Origin of the sequence: Sediminicola sp. YIK13 (genome assembly GCF_001430825.1) — a bacterium.
In the GTDB taxonomy this organism is placed as follows: domain Bacteria; phylum Bacteroidota; class Bacteroidia; order Flavobacteriales; family Flavobacteriaceae; genus Sediminicola.
Window position 1 is genome coordinate 1394946 of record NZ_CP010535.1, and the last position, 22652, is coordinate 1417597.

At 39.7% G+C, this 22652-nt stretch carries 16 protein-coding genes; 8 read left to right on the top strand and 8 right to left on the bottom strand.

Annotated elements, in window-relative coordinates:
• Positions 1–74 precede the first annotated feature (74 nt).
• The 6 genes from SB49_RS06225 (at position 75) to SB49_RS06250 (ending at position 5695) form a co-directional block, all read left to right on the top strand.
• On the top strand, positions 75–410 hold the full coding sequence (locus tag SB49_RS06225; RefSeq protein WP_062054863.1) for a PadR family transcriptional regulator: 336 nt from the start codon (positions 75–77) through the stop codon (positions 408–410).
• 2 nt (positions 411–412) lie between these two features.
• The gene (locus SB49_RS06230; RefSeq protein ID WP_062054865.1) at positions 413–2137 is read left to right on the top strand and encodes a PspC domain-containing protein; all 1725 of its coding nucleotides are present in this window, start codon (positions 413–415) and stop codon (positions 2135–2137) included.
• A 105-nt stretch (positions 2138–2242) separates the two neighbouring features.
• Positions 2243–2965: a head GIN domain-containing protein gene (locus SB49_RS06235; protein WP_062054867.1), complete on the top strand. Its 723-nt coding sequence runs from the start codon at positions 2243–2245 to the stop codon at positions 2963–2965.
• A 100-nt stretch (positions 2966–3065) separates the two neighbouring features.
• Entirely contained in the window at positions 3066–4079 is a 1014-nt protein-coding gene (locus SB49_RS06240) for a dipeptide epimerase (RefSeq protein ID WP_062054869.1), read from the top strand.
• Complete coding sequence (locus SB49_RS06245) at positions 4076–5134, top strand: aminotransferase class I/II-fold pyridoxal phosphate-dependent enzyme (RefSeq protein WP_062054871.1); 1059 nt, start codon at positions 4076–4078, stop codon at positions 5132–5134. The genes SB49_RS06240 and SB49_RS06245 overlap by 4 nt, the downstream gene beginning before the upstream one ends.
• Positions 5135–5248: 114 nt before the next feature.
• Positions 5249–5695 carry a hypothetical protein gene (locus tag SB49_RS06250; RefSeq protein WP_062054873.1) on the top strand — a complete coding sequence of 149 codons (447 nt, stop codon included), beginning with the start codon at positions 5249–5251 and terminating at the stop codon, positions 5693–5695.
• Positions 5696–5768: 73 nt separating this feature from the next.
• On the opposite strand, the gene trxB is transcribed toward SB49_RS06250, so the two are convergent.
• Positions 5769–6734, bottom strand: coding sequence for a thioredoxin-disulfide reductase (gene trxB, locus SB49_RS06255; protein WP_062054875.1), 966 nt, complete (start codon positions 6732–6734; stop codon positions 5769–5771).
• Between the two features lie 392 nt (positions 6735–7126).
• On the opposite strand from trxB, the gene SB49_RS06260 reads away from it, so the two are divergent.
• Both SB49_RS06260 and SB49_RS06265 read left to right on the top strand, forming a co-directional pair.
• Entirely contained in the window at positions 7127–10033 is a 2907-nt protein-coding gene (locus SB49_RS06260) for a PEP/pyruvate-binding domain-containing protein (RefSeq protein ID WP_062054877.1), read from the top strand.
• 1 nt (position 10034) lies between these two features.
• Positions 10035–11297: a serine hydrolase gene (locus tag SB49_RS06265; RefSeq protein WP_062054878.1), complete on the top strand. Its 1263-nt coding sequence runs from the start codon at positions 10035–10037 to the stop codon at positions 11295–11297.
• 3 nt (positions 11298–11300) lie between these two features.
• Here SB49_RS06265 and SB49_RS06270 read toward each other — a convergent pair whose 3' ends face one another.
• The 7 genes from SB49_RS06270 to SB49_RS06300 form a co-directional block, all read right to left on the bottom strand.
• A complete protein-coding gene (locus tag SB49_RS06270) occupies positions 11301–14132 on the bottom strand; it encodes an Npt1/Npt2 family nucleotide transporter (protein WP_062054881.1) in 2832 nt (943 codons plus the stop codon).
• 226 nt (positions 14133–14358) lie between these two features.
• Positions 14359–15264, bottom strand: a complete 906-nt coding sequence (locus tag SB49_RS06275; RefSeq protein ID WP_062054883.1) for a serine hydrolase — start codon at positions 15262–15264, stop codon at positions 14359–14361.
• 445 nt (positions 15265–15709) lie between these two features.
• Positions 15710–17467: an efflux RND transporter periplasmic adaptor subunit gene (locus SB49_RS06280; RefSeq protein WP_062054885.1), complete on the bottom strand. Its 1758-nt coding sequence runs from the start codon at positions 17465–17467 to the stop codon at positions 15710–15712.
• Positions 17468–17527: 60 nt separating this feature from the next.
• Positions 17528–18226 (bottom strand): hypothetical protein, encoded by a 699-nt coding sequence (locus tag SB49_RS06285; RefSeq protein WP_062054887.1) that lies wholly within the window; start codon positions 18224–18226, stop codon positions 17528–17530.
• A gap of 10 nt (positions 18227–18236) precedes the next feature.
• Positions 18237–20735, bottom strand: coding sequence for a heavy metal translocating P-type ATPase (locus SB49_RS06290; protein ID WP_062054889.1), 2499 nt, complete (start codon positions 20733–20735; stop codon positions 18237–18239).
• Between the two features lie 85 nt (positions 20736–20820).
• A complete protein-coding gene (locus tag SB49_RS06295; RefSeq protein ID WP_062054890.1) occupies positions 20821–21378 on the bottom strand; it encodes a DUF3347 domain-containing protein in 558 nt (185 codons plus the stop codon).
• A 41-nt stretch (positions 21379–21419) separates the two neighbouring features.
• A complete protein-coding gene (locus tag SB49_RS06300) occupies positions 21420–22652 on the bottom strand; it encodes a TolC family protein (protein ID WP_062054892.1) in 1233 nt (410 codons plus the stop codon).

The window sequence follows — 22652 nt, forward strand, 5'->3', positions numbered from 1 at the left end:
ATTCATCACTCCCACCACGTCAAAAACAGGTACAGCAAAAAAACGAACAGTCAATTAAATAGAACCATGAAGCTATGAATATAGAAAACACAAAAGCACAAATGCGCAAAGGGGTCTTGGAGTACTGCATATTATCCATCTTGAACGGAGAGGACAAATATGCTTCTGAAATCCTGGAGACCTTAAAAGATGCTAAGATGCTGGTGGTAGAGGGTACCATTTACCCTTTACTTACACGATTAAAGAATGCAGGATTGCTTAACTACCGTTGGGAAGAAAGCACCTCTGGACCCCCACGTAAATACTACACCTTAACAGAAACAGGTAAAATGTTCCTCAAAGAATTGGACACTACCTGGGACGAACTTAGAAAAGCAACAAATCTCGTAACCAACACAAAAAATAGCTAACAATGAACAAGACAGTCAACATAAATCTCGCAAATATTCTTTTTCATATTGATGAGGAAGCATACCTAAAAATGAGTCGTTACCTCGAAGCAATAAAGCGATCTTTTGCAAACACTTCCGGAAATGACGAAATTCTAAGAGATATAGAAGCTAGGATAGCAGAGCTGTTCCAGGAGAAAATGGAAACCGAGAGACAGGTAATTACTTCAAAAGAAGTGGACGAGGTCATCAATATTATGGGTCAGCCGGAAGATTATATGGTGGACGAGGATATTTTTGAAGATGCTCCCACTGGCAGTGCCAGTAAGACCGCTAAAGTTAAAAAATTATATCGCGATACAGATTCCAAATTTATCGGTGGGGTATGTTCTGGCTTGGAGTATTATACCGGGATCGATGCGCTGTGGATCAGAATAATATTTATTCTATTAGCAGTTTTCACAGGGTTTGGGTTTATAGCCTACATACTATTATGGATCTTAGTGCCTGAAGCAACTACCACATCACAAAAATTGGACATGCGCGGAGAACCTGTGAATATTAGCAACATTGAGCGCAAGGTGAAAGAGGGTTTTGATGACGTTGCCTCCAAAGTTAAAAATGTGGATTATGAAAAAATGGGCGATAAGGTAAAAAGTAGCGGCAAATCATTTGCCGATGCCCTGGGAGATATTATCATGTTTTTCTTTAAAATTATAGGTAAATTCATAGGTGTTTTACTCATCCTTATCGGAGCCACCTCCTTGATCGCAATTTTCATAGGCATGTTTACCGTAGGTATTTTGGATATGTTCCACATTCCTGGATTGGATTTTTACGATATGGTAAATTCTACCGATACTCCGGTGTGGCTTGTCTCGCTTTTAGGCCTTTTTGCCTTCGGGATACCGTTTTTCTTCCTTTTGTATTTAGGGTTAAAAATATTGGTCACCAATTTAAAGTCCATTGGCAACATTGTTAAATTTTCACTTTTGGGGCTGTGGTTGTTATCGGTAATTGGTTTAACCATACTTGGTGTTCAACAAGCTTCATCCCATGCCTTTACTGGAAGTACTTCAGCAAAAGAACAGTTATATTTTGAAAATGGGCTGGATACGCTGATGATCTCCATGAAAGCCTCAGATTTATATGAGCAGGTAGAAAATGGTGGATTCGGTGGCATGTCTGTTGCCTACAATGAAAATGGTGATCGACTTTTATATTCTGAAGATGTCCGATTCGATATAAAAAAATCAGAAGACTCTTTGGTACACATACGGGTGAGAAAAGATGCTGATGGCAGCTCCTATGAAAATGCCAGGCAAAGGGCGGATAAAATAAATTATAGCTATGCCATAAGTGGCAATAACTTATTGCTCGATAATTTCTTGACAACCTCTGTGGAAAGCAAAGTAAGGGATCAAGAGGCGTATATCACCATATTCGTGCCAATTAACACCATAGTTTCCCTAAATAAATCTACGGAATATCATATGGGATATAGTACTGAAAACGACAGGGATGTCAGCCGTAGAGATATGTACAACTACATCTGGAAAATGAACAGTAACGGCGTAATGCAATGTCTGGATTGTCCGGAAAATATGGTCGGAGAAATGAACAGAAACAAAAATGGCCACATTATTATTGATGAGAATGGCGTAGATATAGACATTAAAGATAAAAATGACAATATCAAGGTCAAGATCAATGAACAGGGAGTACAAATTAAATCCGACGATAATTAACCAAAAACGGCTCATCACCCTTATACAACAGTTCAGTGATAATGAATATTTAAAACCAATCAAAAAATAGACCTTTAATCCACTAAAAAAACAAAAACAACAATCATGACCACACTAGCAAGAATTACAATCGCAATTATTTTAGCACTCTTTGTCTCATCATGTGCCTTCGATATGAATTTTGGGGAAGGTAAAAAAGGCAATGGTATAGTTACCGAGGACAATAGGAATGTTTCTGAAGAATTTACAGAGGTTGCTGCCTCGGAAGGTTTGGATGTATATGTAACACAATCCAATGTGTTTAAAATTGATGTGGAGGCTGATGAAAATATTATAGACCTGATAGGTACAGATATAAAAAATGGCAAGCTTACCATACATGCCATAGAGAATATTGGAAGGGCAACAAAGAAAATACATGTGTCTTTACCTAAGATTACCGGTTTGTCTAGCTCCAGTGGTGCAGAATTAACAACGATGAATACCATTGAAGCTGAAAAAATATACTTAGATGCCAGTAGTGGGGCCGACTTGGAGGTTTCACTTATGGCCAATGAGGTTAATGCAGATGCCAGTAGTGGGGCCGACATCCAAATAGCCGGTAATGCAAACATGTTATTTGCAGACGCCAGTAGTGGCGCGGATATTAAGGCCAAGAATCTAATGACCAAAATTTGTAATGCCGATGCCAGTAGTGGTGCAGATATTTCATTGAATGTATCGGAATCATTAACAGCGGATGCCAGTAGCGGTGCGGATATTACCTATACGGGTGCGGCTACCGTAAAAAAAAATAAATCCTCTTCTGGAAGTGTCCATAAATACTAAAAAAGTATTCAAATAGAATTTGCTCAGCCCACTGAAATTTCAGTGGGTTTTGATTTTTTTGTACCCTGCTAATACATATCTTAGTTAAAATGATTTGCACATGAAGCTAAGCTTAAAAAAATATGTATTACCCCTAAAACACACCTTCAGTATTTCTAGGGAGTCACACAATTTTCAAGATACCTTGATTGCCTGTTTGTCCCACCATGGAGAAACTGGTTATGGGGAGGCAACATCCAATCCGTATTACAAGATTACCTTGGAGAGCATGGAACAAGAAATTGAGGCCATAAAAAAGGAAATTGAATCTTTTGATTTTACTACTCCTGAAAAATTCCATGCTTTTTTAAATACAAAGAAATTAAGCAATTTTGCCTTATGTGCTCTGGACTTAGCCGCCCATGACCTATATGGTAAACTACTGAAAAAACCACTATACAGTATTTGGGGAACCGATAACTCCTCCTACCCCATTACCAATTACACGATCGGATTGGATACGTTGGAAAAAATGGTTGAAAAAATTAAAGAATTTCCATGGCCCATCTACAAGATAAAACTGGGAACAGATCATGACGTTGCCATTATACGGGAATTAAGAAAACATACCGATTCCATTTTTCGGGTAGATGCCAATTGTGCATGGACGGCTGAAGAGACCATCCATAACGCCCCTTTACTTAAAGAGCTGGGCGTAGAATTTTTGGAACAACCATTAAAGGCCGATGATTGGAACGGCATGGAACTAGTATCCCACCACAGTGTGCTGCCTACCATTGCAGATGAAAGTTGTATTGTAGAATCTGATGTTGAAAAGTGTGGGTTACATTATAATGGCATCAATATAAAACTCACCAAATGTGGGGGCCTCACTCCTGCCCTGAGAATGATTGGCAAGGGCAAGGAGTTGGGGCTAAAGGTAATGGTGGGGTGCATGACCGAATCCTCTGTAGGTATCTCCGCAATTGCCCAACTCTTACCTCAGTTGGATTATGTGGATATGGACGGGGCATTACTATTGAAAGAGGATATTGCAGATGGAATAAAAATATTGGAGCATGGAAAACTTATTTTCCCCACCTTGGGTGGAAGCGGTATAACCCTAAAAGCATGATCCATTACATTGATGAATTTCCAGGAAGAGAAATTAAGATAGGTGATCAAAACTACCTGTATTTTGGGGGAACGGCCTATTTAGGACTTCAAACCGATAAAAGATTTCAACGTATCCTTATTAGGAACATAAGAAAATATGGAACTAATTATGGGGCCTCCAGAATCTCCAACATCAGATTGTCCGTCTATGATCAGGCTGAGAATTACTTGACAAAACTGGTTGGGAGTGAGGCATGTAGCACCCTCTCCTCGGGCTATCTTGCCGGGCAATTTGTTAGTCAGTATTTTAATTCCAGCGCTTATAAAGTCTTTTACGCTCCAAACTCCCACCCAGCCCTACATCTATCCGAAAATAATACCAGCTGCACCTATGAAGATCTAAAAAGGGAGTTGGAGGTTTATTTAAAACAACCAAGTGCCGGCACCCCTGTGGTCTTTTTGGATGCCATTGATTTTACGGGCAATAGCTACCCAAATTTCAACGGCCTCAAGACGATGCCTTTAAATAAGATCATCGTTGTTGCCGATGATTCCCATGGAATTGGTGTTGTAGGTGATAATGGGGGTGGTGTTTTTAAAACTCTATTGGCCTTGGGAGCTAGGGAAATAATTGTTTGTTGTTCCTTGGGTAAAGGGTTTGGTTTACAGGCGGGAGCAGTTTTTGGGACAAGAAAAAGAATCCAATCCATGACAGAAACCGCTTTCTATGGTGGAGCTAGTCCGGCTACCCCGGCTACCCTAGCGACAATATTGGATACTGGGGAAATATTGGCAAACAAAAGAGAAAAATTGAACAAGCGAATGCTTCAGTTTAGAAAACAACTTCCCGAAAACCATAATTTTAGCATCATGGACGGGCACCCTGCCATTAGCTTTGCAAACAAGGAATTCACGTTTTATTTAGAGAAAAACAACATTATAGTTACCAATTTTCCATATCCAAATGAAGATTCTTCTACAATGAGCAGAATTGTGCTCAGTTCATCCCACAAGAAAAAAGATCTCTCAAAATTGAGCCACTTGATCAAAAAGTATTTTTCTGCACAAATATGATCCTAATCATTGTTTTTGATCCCCTAAATATAAACTTTGAATTATTATGTATTTTATAAAATATATTGTAACTTTTTAGTGAATATTTACTAACCATCACAAAACCTTACAGCAATGAAAAAAATTTTAGGATTTATATTTATAATGCTCTTCATGGTTTCAGCCACTAAATACACTACTGAAGATGAAAGCAGTATGCATACTATAGAAGGTACTTGGGAACTCCAAAATTTTTATCAGTACGACGGACAGAATGTAATCGATACCACACCTACGTCTGTTGGGTTCCGACAGGTAAAAATGTACTATAACGGAAAAATAATGTGGTCTCGAACTTCGTCAGAAGAAATTGCAGGAAGATTTGGCTATGGCACCTACAAAATAACCCCGGACAGGCTTATTGAAACCATCGAATACGGAGATGGCCAAATGATGAAGGCCCTTGATACTATTCGTCAATTTACCTTTGAACTAATATTGGAAGATGAAACCTATAGTCAAATTCAAATGGATGAATTTGGAAACAGGATTTCCTCAGAAAATTATAAGCGTATAGATTAAAAACATATACCTGTTAAAACAAAAAAACAGCTGTAAATACAGCTGTTTTTTTGTTGCTTATTTTCAAATTAGATTATACCACTTCCTTTGCAGTTTCAATGGTAGCCAAATAACGCTCAGCGTCCAAAGCTGCCATACAACCAGTTCCTGCAGCAGTTACTGCCTGTCTGTATTCTTTATCCTGCACATCTCCACTGGCAAATACTCCTGGCATACTGGTTTTGGTAGTTTTCCCTTTGGTAATTATATACCCGGTTTCGTCCATTTCCAATTTGCCTTTAAAGATATCTGTGTTGGGCTTGTGTCCGATGGCTATAAACAGACCCGTTATGGCTATCTCTTCCTTCTCCCCTGTTTGATTGTTCACTATACGTAATCCTTCCACAACCTGCTCTCCCAATACTTCGTCAACCTCCGTATTGTACCGTATGTCAATATTGGGTAAATTATTGACCCTATGCTGCATGGCTTTTGAGGCCCTCATTTCATCCCTACGGACCAACATGGTTACCTTTTTACAGATATTTGCCAAATAAGATGCTTCTTCCGCTGCCGTATCACCAGCACCTACAATTGCTACTTCTTGTCCTTTATAGAAGAACCCATCGCAAACCGCACAGGCGGAAACTCCCCCACCTCTAAGTCGCTGTTCACTTGGAATATTCAAATATTTTGCGGTTGCACCGGTAGAAATAATTATGGTCTCCGCTTCAACAACCTTGTCATCATCTACAGTAGCTCTGTGTATGCCTCCAACTTCATCACTGAATTCAACAGCTGTTACCATTCCAATGCGTACTTCGGTTCCAAAACGCTCCGCCTGTTGTTGCAACTGTACCATCATGGTTGGCCCATCTATCCCCTCAGGATAACCTGGAAAGTTATCTACCTCGGTAGTTGTGGTCAATTGTCCTCCAGGTTCCATTCCTGTGTACACTACAGGCTTCAAATCTGCCCTCGCAGCATAAATGGCTGCAGTATATCCTGCTGGTCCTGAACCTATAATCAATGTTTTTATTCTTTCTATTTTTTCTGACATAATCAAATCTTCACATATTACATTACAAAAGTAGGTTTTTACTCAAAAAACTTACCGTCAAAGTTATCAAAAGTTATTATACCCCAAAAGATAAAAGATATAAGCCTTCCAATCCACATTAAAAAGAAGTAATTGTGCTTAAAAAAGTATGGATACCAACTTCTCATAATATTGGCATATGTTGTTCTTCGGAATATATTGGGACAATTGGCTATTTATATAGTGACATATTAGAAATCAATCGCGAATTAAATCAACTTATCCATCGTTTGTGATATTGCTGCAATGGTCATTAATTCCCGTAATTGTTTGAAAATTATTAGATTTACAAAGGCCCAATCCTAAAATTGGCATTAGATTTGACTATCAAATTATTACATATATCTTACTTCATGAAAAAACATCTATTCTGCACTATAATCTCCGTACTCATATGTACTCTAGCGGTTGCCCAAAAAGTTTCTGACAAGCAGATTACAGAGCAGGTGGCACTCTATAAAAATGATATCCGTGGTCCTTATAAGGATATCCGTTGGTTCTGCACAGATGGGAGTATCCGTCAACCAAAGGATCCTTGTCCAAAAGATATTGGCCCTGGCGTACAACATGCCCGTTATAAAGATGCCGTCGTAAATCTCGGAAATAGCAACCATATTTTCCTAGGACAAATTTTGGCCTATACGGACAAAAAAGAGTTTTGGGACCCAGAGCACAACCACTCCCGTCTAAAGCAATACCAACTGGAAAAATACCTAAGAAGTGTAGATGACGGATGGATTTTAAGAAAGGGACAGTTTTATAGGGGATCCGTGCAGGCCGAAGATGAAGAAGCATGGGGAATAGATTTTTACAACTGGCTCCTGGCCAAGGATGAAGTAATTTCCCAAAACTTTTATCTGGTCAGACAATCCTTAAAAGCCATCCCTCATAAAGGGGATGACAACCTGGCCCAGTTAATGAGGAGTCAGTCTAAAGTAATTTCCGATCTATACGAGCCTTTTATGGACTTAAGGGTGAAGATCCACGGACAGCCCGAATTTGGGGATATTGAGAGGGTCGTAGCTTTTCAAAATAAAAATGCTTCCAAATTAACCTCAGATCTGAATACCAAAATCAAAGAACTGGTTTCCACAATGACCAAATTCTACCAACCTGTAGATATAAAATCGCTCTGGGAAAAAGCCACGCTTATAAAGAATACCCCTTTGGGTGAAATCATTAGTGATTATGTTTCCAATAATTACAATTCCACTGAAGTTTCTCAATTGGTACCGGCAACTGCAGAAGTGATCCTTCAAATTAGGAAAGGCATATTGGCCGAAAAGCGACCTTTGGCCCGATTACAATTATTGGATTTCTCCTTAAAGCTAGAGGAATTGATATTTAAATCCTCTCCCAACTGGCAGCCAGCGGAACTGCAAGGTCTATTGGAAAAAATTTGTTATCTGGGGATGGCCACGGCCGGATCCGGATATATTGAACTTAATGAATGGGAGCAGATCAATAGTGACATTCAGTCCTATCACAATCCTACAATGACTTTGGCCGAACTAAACGCCCTCCTCGAAACTGCAAGAAGGGAAGTGGAATGGAGTGCCTCCATGGTAAAGGCCAATTATGAAGATATAGTAAATGAATATACCGCCTTTGAGCCAAAGGCGTATGGCTTCATAGACGACAGAATACGTGGGTCCATTGCCCTGAATTTAGGGGAGAGTGTTGGACAACTTGGCGACTTCATTGCCAAGGAATCATCCCTTTCCAATAAGGTTATGGATATTCCCAACCAAAGTGCAATGCGGGGTCTAAACCCTGGGTATGCTTATGGGGAGCTTGTGGTGATTGATGGGACCCCGGATGACATTGAGGTATCTTCAAACAAAATCTACATCTTTCAACGGCCCCCTTCAGACTTAAAACCTGTAGCAGGGATAGCAACTGTATCGGAAGGGAACATGGTTTCCCATGTACAACTATTGGCTCGAAATCTCGGAATCCCCAATGCCGCCCTATCGGATCAAAATCTACAGAGTCTAAAAAAATTCGATGGACAAAAAGTATTCTATGCCGTCTCCAATAAGGGAAATGTCATATTAAAATTGGAACGTGAAATGACCGGAGAAGAGCGTTCCCTTTTTTCCAAAAAAGAACGTAGTGCAGAAAAAATTGCAGTCCCCATTGAACAAATTCGCTTGGATGAAACCAATATTTTAAATCTAAGAAGCGTTGATGCCTCGGATTCCGGTAAACTTTGCGGTCCCAAAGCTGCGAACTTAGGGCAACTAAAGAAAATGTTCCCGGACAAGGTCGTTGAGGGCTTGGTCATTCCTTTTGGAATTTTCAGGGTTCATATGGACCAAATAATGGACGGACAAACCGTTTCTTACTGGAAGTTCCTAAATAATATGTTCAAGGAGGCAGATAGGATGAGGTCAGAGAATATCTTAGAAGCAGAGGTTGAAAATTATCAATTGCGCCAACTGGAAATATTGAGAAACGCCATTAAAAAGATGGAACTACAGCCCCAGTTCGTAGAACAGCTCGATAAAGATTTCCAATCTATATTGGGCAAAAAAATGGGAGAAATACCTGTATTCCTAAGAAGCGATACCAACATGGAAGATCTAAAGGATTTTTCCGGGGCTGGCCTCAACCTTACCCTTTTTAATGTTGTCGACCGTGAAAAAATTCTTCAGGGAATTAAAGATGTTTGGGCCTCCCCCTATACCGAACGCAGTTTTAAATGGAGGCAAAAATATTTATTGAACCCAGAAAATGTTTTCCCTTCTATATTGGTAATTCCAAGTGTGGATGTTGATTATTCCGGTGTAATGATTACCAAAGGAATAAGCTCTGGCAACGATAAGGATCTAACTATTGCCTTTAGCCGTGGTGCAGGGGGTGCTGTAGATGGGCAGTCGGCAGAATCCTATCTGGTGAAAGCCTCAGGTGGGGAGGAGTTACTTGCCCCGGCTAGGGAACCGTACCACAATACCCTTCCTGTTACTGGAGGTACAGGAAAAAAACAGGTGACCTTTGAAAACACCATTCTCAACGGTCAAAATATCAAGGAGATAAGGGAATTGGCAAAAACCATTCGGGAAACCTTGCCCAAAGCCACTAATTCCGATTACAAAGGGGCTTATGATGTGGAAATGGGCTTTCAAAACAATAAATTATGGCTATTTCAAATAAGGCCTTTTGTAGAGAACAAAAAAGCATTGAGCTCTGGATACTTGGAATCCATCACCCCTAAAATTGATACCACAAAAAAAATTGCACTTTCAAATAAGATATAAAATGAAAAAATATATTAAATACATTGTTTTAATAGTTATCTGTTCCGCCTTTACCACTATGAACTATTATCCCATAGATGGGTATGCCCTTACGGGTATCAAGCGATTGAAAAGATTGGAACTTATTAAAAGTGGGGAAATAAAGGATGCCGCTACCTTGCCTCCGGGGGCCTTAAAATCCTACTCTGAAATTGAGCTCAACCTGCTATCACGAAGTAAGGACAGCGTTGGCGATTTGTTGGTGACCGATGCCGATTTTCAAAAGGAGATCAGTGGACTGTTCAGAGGTTTGGACAAGAGTTATTCCCTTACCGTATTAGATATCTCGGATGTGGATAACATCAGGTATGCAGAGCGCAATGAAACCTCTGGTTATCAGCCCGGCAGTGTAGGAAAAATAGCAGTCTTGAACGGACTTTTTACCCAACTGGCCAATATCTATCCTGATTCTTGGGAAAGTAGAACTGCCCTCTTGAGGGATAAATCGGTGAAAGCCGGCGTTTGGGGTCTAACAGATGAACATACCATTCCTATCTATAACATTGAAACTAAAAAATTAGTAAAAAGACAGGTAATTGCCAGTGATGTATTCACCCTATACGAATGGGCAGACCATATGATGTCGGTCAGTAATAATGGCGCCGCTAGTATTTTATGGAGAGAGGTGCTATTGATGGCCGCCTTTGGAAAAGATTATCCTGCCCTTACCCAAGAAGAGGCAGATGCTTATTTTAAAAATACGCCAAGAAAGGAACTTACAGATCTGGGTAATGATGTGGTAAACCTACCGCTACGGACATTAGGCATTACTAGCGATGAGTGGCGTTTGGGAAGCTTTTTCACAAAAGGGGCAAATACCTATGTTGGTGATAAAGGTGGTAGTATTGGGACTCCTATCGGATTAATGAAATTTCTGGTTCAATTGGAGCAAGGAAACGTGGTAGACAAGGCATCGAGTTTGGAAATGAAACGATTGATGTATATGACAGACCGGAGGATACGTTATGCACAATCCCCTGTATTGAAGGAAGCCGCGGTTTACTTTAAATCGGGAAGTTTATATAAATGTGACCGGTCCAAGGGCGAGGCCTGTGGCAAATATATGGGGAATGTAAGTAACTTTATGAATTCCGTTGCCATAATAGAACATCCGGATAATTGCAGGTATATGGTAGTATTGATGACCAATGTTCTTCGCAAAAATTCAGCTACGGACCATATGATGCTAGCATCGAGTATAGATAAGATTGTGCGAAAAAAATAGTACTTAGACTTCAAGGCTGCCCAATATTTCGGCAGCCTTATTTCTTATCTTTTCATTCTTATCATTAAGGGCCATTTCTACCAAAGGAATAAACTTTTTGTCCTTTGTCTTTTCGATCAAATAAAGAACCGCCTGTTTTAATTTTACATCTCTTCTGTCCAAAAGTGCATGGTAGCATTCTGCTTCACTGTACACCTTAAGGTTTAGTTTTTTAATCTGTTCTTCAGAGATAGTCTCCATAAGTGTGGATTCTGCCACGGGTATAAGATCCTTTTTCAATTGTTTGTCCAGAATATTGTCCAAAAACTCAACCGCATGAATACGCTGCTCCTCTTTTCCATTTAAAATGGTATTTAATATGGAATCTATATCACTAGGGGGATATTTGATTCCCAAAAACCTAAAAATACGCTGTAGCTGTCTGTCCAAACGCTGCTCCAATAGATGAATCAGTCCATTTCTTGCTTCGTTCTCCTCCAACGTTTCCGGACTTAGGTCTTTCTTTTTATATTGGATTACTATTTGTGAGTGAATAACGGATAAAGTGGTTTGATATAAATGGCATTCATCTAATATTTTATCCACCACAAAACGATCTTTGATCTGTAAATTGGGGAATTTCCATTTTAATCTTTTAAGCGCCTCTATGGCCTCAATTTTAATGGCATGCTCCGTATCTTCAGTAATTTTAATCAAGGTGTTGATGGCCTTTTGTGAAGCGAATTTTTCAATGACAGGAACTATATAGATGGCATCTTCCAGATCTATTTGTTCATTTCGAATGGTCTTTACCATAATATCCATAATGGGCTCCCCAAAATTATAAAGTGCATCTATAGCTGCTCTTCTGGACTCTTTTTTTGAAAGATGCGGTACGATAAGCTCTATGAAATCTTCATCCAAGGTTTTTGAAGCACTGGTAATAGCCGCATTTAATATTGCCGCATCAGTGGCATAAAGTTGTTCCTTGATGAAATAGTAATACCGCTCAACTTTTGCATTTCCAATTGCTTCCAAGATGGCAAACAATTTGTTCCGCCTTTCCTTTTGTGAAGTTAGAGTTTCATACTGTTCTAAGGCCAGTCCTATCCTATTGGCCAAGCTAAATCTATCCTGTAACTTCGAATTGTTGCGCAATTCCATGGATAGCCCTATCAAAGATGCATTGGCAATAGTGGCATCTTGGCTGTTCAGGTATTTGTTGAAAAGTTCCAAGGTATCATTGTCATAATTTTTCAATAGATATCTGAAGGCGGCTGTGGTAACCTGTTGGTCTTTATCATGAACCATGGATTCCATTTGGAAGGATAAATTTTGGGTTTTAAGGAAGTATAGGTTTTCAATAGCCAATGCCCTGACGGCAGCCGATTCATGGGTTAACAATCCCTGTATTGCAAAAAAGAACCTCTCGTTTTTCACCTCCAAGGTTTTCTGTAACATATGAAGGATCTGCCCTTCTTCCCCAGAATAAAAAACTCGTATTACAGTATCCACTATAGAAGTTACAGGTATTTCCTTTCTGTCATTCTTTTCTTTTTTTGCAATGGACGTTTCCAATAATTTTTTAAACGAAACAATATATTCCCTTCTTAAATGATATATAAAATAGAGCCAAATTGAGATAAGTGCTATGATGATCAAACTGATGTAGGTAGAAGAAATATTCAAACCGTTAATGAAAAATATTAGTATAAATCCTGCAAGCCCTGTGGCAATACTATCTACCACCACATCGGTAAATGTCTTGGTCTTTTTCTTGGTTTCAATGGGAATAGGGATAGACAATAATTCTGTAGCGGCCTTGTTGACGGACTGTTTCAAACTACCATCAACCACTTTTATAAAAACAATGACCCATAATTGTGGTATCAATAATAGAATAGCAGAACCTATAAGAATCCCTGAAGGCAGCCAGAGCAAGGATTTCCCCACCCCAAATGTTCCTACGATCCGTTGAGTCAAGAATAATTGTACCAAAAGTGAAATGACACTAAGGGTTGAAAACCAAAAGCCAAAAAAAGAAGTCAGTTCATCTTTGTCATCAATAAGACGGGATGCATAATCACTATATTGATAATCTACCAATTTCGCCACAAGAACACTAATTCCTATAACGATGGCTATCAAACTAAGTAATCTGTCTTGGCGAATCAGTTTAAAGGGAGATTCCCCCTTGGGATCTGAGCGCTGGGAAACTTGAAATGCATTTAGTTTAACCACTTCATTCTTCCAAATGTACCTTGTAATTGGCAAACAGCACACCAAAAGCAGCGCGGCAAAAAACAATAAATTTTGAGAACTGATAAATGTGGTCAATAAGGAGGTGAGGTACCCTCCAAAGATCCCCCCAGCGATGGCACCGGCACCAATAAAGCCAAAAACACGTTTGGCCTCCCTTACATTGTACACCAAATTTGCTAGGATCCAAAATTGGGAAGCGGTCAGCAATCCAAAGATGGCAACCCATACATATGGGATATACAGTAAAAACCCCTTTCCAAGGTTAAAATTAAAAGCGATTCCAAAAATTACCAAAGAAATAACAGAACCAATAAGGGTTCTCTCGATCACAAAGTTCAGAGCGTACCTCTCTAAAATTCTATCGTAAAAATAGGAGCCAATCACCGCCATTATAGCGGTCAAGACATAACCTAAGGGCAAGGCATCCGAGGTTAATTCCGAAAGGAATAAGGAATTGATCGTTGGCTTTACAATGAGTAAAGTACTGATCAATAAAAATATATTGAGTTGTAGTAAAAGGGTTTTATAAAGTTCTTCCTCCTTTATATCAAAAACTTTTAATACATAACCCTTTAAGGTATTTAGAATCAACATGTAGCTTGGACTTCTTTTATTTTTAACGGCAAAGTTGTGGAATTTACCTTTATAAAATACGGGTTACTCCCTTTACAATAAAACATAAAGGTAGCTAAAGAATGTACATTACCAAAGGGGGTTGAAAAAACAACATATGAATCTATTGCAAAGCCCAATTATCCGGTAAAAAAAGGCATTCCAATAAGTATTAGGATAAATTCTCGCTTATCTAGGTAGTGACCGACTACAACAAGGTATTTCGCAGCGCTCGTTCAACAGGCTTTACAAGATCTCTTATGATTTGTTCTCCACTGGCATCGTCTATCAGTGCAACAAGGATATATCGTCTATTAGGCTCATTCCCCCATACCAAAATGGAGTCTGAGTGATAGGTTCTCCAGGATCCAGACTTTCTGAATAAGCGAGCTGTTGGAGCTATTTGATCCAAGGTGTTTACGAACTTATGGTGCAATTCTGGATTTTCCATGATGTTCAGCATTTGTTTGGACCTTTTTTCATTGACCAACTGGCCATTGGCCAAAAGATAGTAATAGCGACATACCTGGGTAACCGTTGCGGCATGACTCAAATTTTTTAGCGGCTCCCTATTGGTATCACCACCACCACCATAACGTTTACCGACCCATAATCCGCCACCGAGTTGTTTGTCGTAAAATTCATATTTGGGATCCGTCATTACGGCCTCTATCTTTTCATATCCAACTCGATCAATCATTCTAGTGGATGCCTGATTATCAGATTTACTGATCATCAAGCGCATGTCTTTTTTCACCTCAGCAGTTTCCCTTAACTCTCCTTTGTCAATAGCATCCATCGCCGTTAATAAAATGGCGATTTTGGGAAGACTTGCAGCATACATCATATAGTTACCATTGACCCTTGCAAATTTTGCGTTATTGGGGTCATTTAGATCTACAATGCCTACAGCCATTTTCTTTTGTTCAATCAATCTCTTCCACTGCGGATTAGCCATAAGTTGCTTCTCCAAATTACTTTGCAACCGCGAACTAAATAGTGATTGAAGGGGTTTAATAGTAGAATTATCCACTTGTAAGGGCAAATCGTTCTGTGCGTATACTCCTGTAACGCATAAGCAAACAATCCAAAGAAGTTTCAAGCCTGTTTTCATCAATAATTCTTTCTTAGTAAAACGCTACAAATGTATTTAAATTACAATACCATCTACTGTTAATTTTAAAGACCTGAAAAAATATTTAAACCCCAGCAAAATCTAGGGTTTTTAAATATTTTAGGGTTCAAAAATGTTAAAAACAAAAACAATTTCCATTAAAAAAAGTCCAATTGAGGTAAAAAAAACTCCAAAAAAGACTCTTTTGGATAAAAAATTGATAGATATAAGGTACAAAAAACCAGTGAGTTACAACGTTTATTTTTGTTAATAATTAAATTTTGCGCCACGCTTTATCGCTGAAGTAGCTTGGCAGGTAAAGCTCATCATACCAATGGAAATTAATCTATGTACATTGGTGATTTTTTTCTTCCCCTAGCCATAACATTATACATATCCCATAAATATATCATCAGATTTCATGGATATGGACTTAGAATTAAATTTATTTGGATATGACCTGCTTGACTTCCCCACAGTTCATCATAGCCTCCCCATAATATGGGTTGCGGATTTCCTTTTCCCAACTCAACCAATCAGCTCCCTTGTTCTTATTGGCCATAGGACAGTTCTGAACAAATAATATACTGGGGATTTCCTTTAAATTAGTACTGATGGATATCAAGTTTTCCGATAGAATGATAAAATATTCCCTTTGATTGACAAGATTGTCAGTTTTGGATATTTTAGTAAACATTTCAATAATTTTATTCAAATGTCCCTCTGTCATTCTATCAAGATCCTTTTCAATTATGTTCTTTAGGCCATTTAATGCTACTTTGGATGAAGAACCTGCCCGCTCTGGGTTGGAAGCCACCAGGGCATCTTTTACATCCATATAATTTCCTATAATGGACATTATGTCTTTTTGAACTTCTTTTGGAATATCCATTTTCATGCTGGTCGCGCTATCCGTCCCTTCCATTCTTACTCCTGTATGCCCTTCATGTCCGGTCATTGTCTTTCCACCTTCTTGGTTCATCATGGATTTTTTTCCCTTGAGCTGTGCTGCGGCATCAACCGTAAAAGTCCCATTGGCAACTATTTCGGTGCCATTTTCCAACCCATCCAATACTTCATAACTCCCATTGACATTGGTACCAAGTGTTACTTCCCTCATTTCAAAAACCGGCTCTTCACTATCTGTCTTTACATACACCACAGATCTTTCTCCCGTCCATAAAATAGCGCTCTCCGGAATTGTTATCCGATCTTTCATGGTACCGGCAGACAACATAATTGAACCTTGCACGAACATTCCTGGTTTTAGTAATCCGTCCTTATTCTGCAGGACTGCCCTCACCTCAACAGTTCGCTTACTGGAATTCAATATGGGATCTATAAACGATATTTTAGCTTTAAATTTTGTGTTGGGATAGGAGTTTGCAACTATGGTCATAGCCTGATTATTTTTAAGACTGCCTACCTGATTTTCGTATGAATCAAATACGGCCCAGACCGAACTTAAATCTGCAATGGAAAACAATGCAGCGCCTTGTTTTATGTAATCTCCCTCTTCCACCATTATTTTTGAAACTGTACCTGAGGTATTGGCATACACGGGAAAGTTTTCGGTGACCTTGTCACTATTCTCTATTTGTGCGATCTGTTTTTCAGAGAGCTTCCATAATTTTAATTTATTTCTGACTGCCTTGTACAATTCAGGTTGTGATTCCTTCAGCCTTGTTGCTGTGAGCAGCTCTTGCTGTGCGGATACCAGTTCTGGAGAATAGATTGTTGCTAGTAGTTGTCCTTTTTTGATTTCCTCCCCTTCATAATTTACATTGAGCTTCTCTACACGACCTCCAAAATAAGCAGCTTGTGTACCATTGATTTCCTCATTTTCCATTATTTTACCGGACAAGGTAAGAACACCTTCCTTTGTATTTCCAGCACCTACAACCATTGTTTCTATATTGGCCAAAGCCATGGCGTTTTTGGTCATTTTAAACTGGTTCGAGGCAAGTCCGTCCGCTCCTGATTCGGCAGGAATCAGATCCATTCCACAAATAGGGCAATCCCCTGGTTCTGGCTGCATGATCTGGGGGTGCATGGAACATGTCCACATCTCTCCATTGGCCATCTCGGCGGTATGGTCGTGTTCCTCTTTGCTGCCGTTACTGTTGATACCGCCAAAAATAAAATATCCGGCCAGTAATCCAGCTAGGGCAGCCAATACGATATAAAGGGTTTTATTCTTCATGATATTTCTTTAAACTTCAATTATTGTAAATTAAACACTCTTCCTTTCCTACGGTACTCGTTAACCTTTTTTTCTTCTCATTGTGGGAGAAGTTAGAAACCACAGGGTAAAACCACTCAGAACTGTAATGAGACCCATGACAGAAAAAATCCGCAAGATCGTTGTATTAAAATTATCCCTACCCTCATAATCCATCGTGTGGGTCATCCATAAAAAATCGAACCACCTCCAATCCCTATGCCTTATTGTACGGAACGTACCTTCTTCCATGGACACATAAGCTTTGACATTCTCCGGTGTATCATAGGAAATGACATAGGCTGGTAATGGACCACCTCTATATTCGTGATGCAGATCCACGTTATCGATCCGATCAACCTTGATAACCTCGAGGTTTTGTAACATATTATCCTTTGCAACTGCAAGTGCTTCGGCTTCTGAAATTACATTTTTAAACTCTCCAGTTTGGGCATTCACCAATTTCGCACCGTTCACATAATAGTAAGGCGTACCACCTATATCACGAAGCACCAAACTCGATACGGTACCTGGACCGATAATCTCGGTTGGGCTTATTAAATTTTCAAAAGTTCTTGGTATAATTTCTTGTTTACGAAAATGATCACCATGGATTTCATCAATGTCCGTCCAACTAAAATACATGCCACTAATGGTCCACATCAAAAACTGGATTCCTAGAAATAGGCCAAGGTATCTATGGGCTTTCCTGAATTTTCGTATCGTTTTTCTTTTGATCATTTTAAAACAATTAGTTTATATTAGAAGTTCGCAATCTAAGTGCATTGGCTATTACCGATACCGAACTAAAACTCATCGCGGCTGCAGCAATCATAGGGGACAATAATATTCCAAAAACAGGAAATAGGATACCGGCTGCGATCGGCACACCTAAAGTGTTATAAATAAGGGCAAAAAATAAATTTTGTTTTATATTCTTCATGACTTGGTCACTTAGGTTTCTCGCCTTAACGATACCCTGTAAATCTCCTTTCACCAGGGTAACCCCTGCACTTTCAATGGCCACATCCGTACCTGTGCCCATGGCAATGCCAACATCGCTTTTCGCCAATGCCGGGGCATCGTTGATGCCATCTCCGGCCATGGCAACCACCTTGCCGCTTTTTTGGAGTTTCTCCACTTCTTTCAATTTGTCCTCCGGCAACATGGACGCTTTAAAATCTGCCAAGTTCAATTCTGTTGCCACCGCTTGGGCGGTTTCGTGATTATCTCCGGTCAACATGATTACATCAATTCCCTTCGCTTGTAAATCCTTAATGGCTTTGGCACTGGTTTGTTTTATTTTATCTCCGATTACGATAAAACCAACACCTTCTTTATCTATGGAAAGGTAAGAAACAGTTTTTCCCTGCCTTTGAAAGGATTTAGCCTCATCTCCCATATCCTGGGGAATCACCGCGCCAGCATGCTCCATCATTTTATCATTGCCCAAGGCCACCTTTTTACCACTAACGATTCCTTCAACGCCTTTCCCTGTAACCGCATTAAACCCCTCTGTTTCCAAGAGTTCAACACCTTGATCTTTACCATAATTTACGGTAGCCTCCGCCAAAGGGTGCTCACTGTATTGATTGATAGAAATAATATATTGAAGTACTTCCTTGTTGGAATAGTTGTTACTTGAAGCACCTACCGTTTCCACAGTAGGTTTGCCTTCTGTTAAGGTCCCCGTCTTATCCACGATCAGGACATTTACTTTTACCAATTTCTCCAAGGCCTCGGCATTTTTTATCAAAACCCCATTCTGGGCTCCTTTCCCCACCCCAACCATTACGGACATGGGGGTAGCCAGCCCTAAGGCACAGGGACAGGCAATAATTAAAACTGCAATGGCATTCACCAGAGCATATACATAGGCCGGATCGGGTCCCCAGATGGCCCATACTACGAACGTAATAAGGGAGATCAAAACAACGACCGGGACAAAATACCCTGAAATAGTATCGGCCAGTTTTTGAATTGGAGCCTTGCTCCTACTGGCATCATTTACCATCTGAATGATCTGTGCCAATAAAGTGTCGGATCCAATTTTTTCCGCCTTCATTAAAAAAGTTTGGTTCCCGTTGATGGTCCCACTGCTCAAGCTATCTCCTTCTTCTTTATCCACAGGTAGGGGTTCACCAGTGATCATGGACTCATCCACTGTGGTACGACCTTCCGTTATAGATCCGTCCACCGGAATTTTGTCCCCTGGCTTAACACGTAATATATCCCCTAGGGCAATGGCATCGATACTAATTTCTTCTTCCTTCCCATTTACAATCCGTATAGCCTTATTGGGAGCCAATTTCAACAATTCCTTTACAGCTGAATTGGTTTTGCCATGGGCACGGGCCTCTAAAACCTGTCCCATTAAAACCAATGTTAAAATAACCGTTGCTGCCTCAAAATAGACATATACGGTCCCGGATTCGGTCTTGAACTGTTCTGGAAAAAAATCTGGAAAGACCAAGCCAAAAACACTAAATAACCAAGCCACCCCTGCACCGATGCCTATGAGGGTGAACATATTTAGGTTCCAAGAAAGGATGGAGCGGTAAGCTCTTTCAAAAAACATCCAGGTGGCATAAAAAACGACAGGGATGGAAAGGGCAAATTGTATCCAATTCCAGTAGTTGAGCTCCAATATATCGTACAATGGATTATTGGGGACCATTTCGGACATGGCAATCAAAAATATGGGGAGGGTGAACACAACGGACACCCAAAACTTTTTTGACAATTTCTTATAGTTCTTTTCTTCGGTGGATAAATCAGGCTTCATCGGTACCAGATCCATACCACAGATAGGACACGAACCTGGGCCATCTTTGACCACCTCTAGATGCATCGGACAGGTATACTTTGTAACGGTTGTCACCAATCGTTGCTCTTCCACCAAATCCATTCCACAAACAGGACAATCTCCTGGTTTTTCATAGGTTTTATCCCCTTCGCAATGCATTGGACAATAATAGGTTCCCGTGCCTTTTCCTGCAGGTGATTTTACCTTTTCCTTAGAGATCACTTTCTTTTCGCCCAAAGGATGAATCGTATAATGTCCTCCGGCTTTTTCCAAGGCAGTTTTAAAAGAATCGATAGGAATATGGGAATCCATTTCTATAACGGCCTCCGCTTTTTCCAGATCCACGGAAGCACTAACGACACCACCTACTTTTTGCAAAGTTGTTTCGACATGAGTACGACACCCATTGCAAGTCATTCCATGAATTTGATACGTATGTTTCATTTTATGTTTGTCGTTAAATACGTGTTCGTTTTACCGATTTGATCCTCTTATTACTAAAGATACTTTGATTTAAAATATTTCTGTCCTATTGAATCGTTTCCTTTACAGCTCCACAGGTCAACATCATGTCTCCATAATACGGATTTCTAATTTCTGAAACGTCCGAAAACCAATATCCTCCTGTATTATTAAAGGCCATTGGGCAAAACTGCTTATAAATAGTACCTTGGGCCAACTGATCCTTAAACAGTTGTTCCACCTTAGAGGTTAAAGTGGCAAACAACTCCCTTTGTTTTGCAATATCCTTCGTATTAGCCATTTCTTGAGCAACGCCCTTTAATTCCATTTGATTTTCATCTAGGTTCCCGGTAAACGCCTTCGCAGCAGCCTGTGTCCCCTCGACATCTGTATTGGTCAAGGCAGTTTTTATGGCCAAGTAGCCCTGAAAAATCTTCCCAGTAGCATCCTCGTTAAAGGAAACCATGGCTGTAGCATCTTCTTTGATTTCTGTCACTGCCGAGGCTTCTGGCTCCATAGGTGCCTTTTTCTTTTCCTCACCACATGCGGTCATTACCAAAAGGGTGAGTCCTGCCAAAATTGCATTATTACTTTGTTTCCTTTTCATTAACATATTGTACTTCATGATTTTAGTTTTACTATTATAATTAATTTACTATTTTTCATCTATTCATTAATGCCCAAATAATTAATAAGGGCCGATTCCATGTAATAATTTTTCACGGCTTCAATTTGATTCATTTGAAATTTTAGCTGTAACTCTTGGATATCCAATACGTCATTAAAATTTATGGTGCCCGTTTCGTAATTTTTGATCAATATTTCCTCCGCATCTTTAGCCTGACTGTAATTTTTCATCTGAATATTATATTTGATACGGGCCGATTCCCTAGATGAAATTGCTTGGCTCAACAGCGTTTTTAATTTGTTCTTTTGATTTATTTTCTGGGCACTAATTTCCTCTTGCCGCAAGCCATTCTGTATGGTCTTGGACTTATACTTTGAATTGAATATGGGAACAGAAACAGTTACCATCGGCATAATGATATCCTTACCATTATCACTAAAATTCATATCATTTCGTTCGGCAACCGGGATATAATCCAACCCAAAACCAAGGTCGGGGTTCGTCTCTTTGCGGTTCAGTATTTCAGATTGGGTTACTGATTCATAAAGTCTATCGTATTTCAGTAATTCCGGATGTAGTTGTACATCCAATTTCAGCTCCTCCTGCTCCTCGATCACAGATAAATTATCCGTTAAATCAATTGGTAGTTCACCTTCCCTATTCAAAAGATTGTTAAAAAGGATTTCTTCGGAAACATAGTCCAGTACCAGAACCTCTTTTTGGGCCTGCAATTCATTTTGTCGGATTTGCAAACGCAACACGTCCACAGCCGAAGCATTACCTACTTCCAAGGAGGTCAATGCCAGTTTTTCATAATTTTTTAAAAGTTCTATATTTTCTGCCAGTACCGCTTGCTGTTTTTTGATCGCATATAATCTGTAATAAGATTGGGATACCGATAACCTTAGTTTGCGTTTAATAATGACCATGTCCAAGTAATCCACTTCGGACAGGGCCGCGATATAATTTTCCCTCGCCGTAATAGAACCGAACCATGGCATCATTTGTTTCACAGAAAACCTAGCCTTCTGTGCCCCGGTCCTAGTCTCTGGTTCGCTTATAAACAGACCCGCACTTACTTCGGTGTTCGGTAAGGTGTTCACCTCATTTACTTTCTCTTTGGAGATATTATATCTAAGTTCAAAGGCTTGCACTTCTGGATTATTGGCTTCCGCCTGCTCCAAGAAACTTTCTAAGTTTTGCCCTTGTGATACGTGGACCAAAAGCAACATAAAAAGTAGCATTACTTTATGTACATGATTAAATTTCAT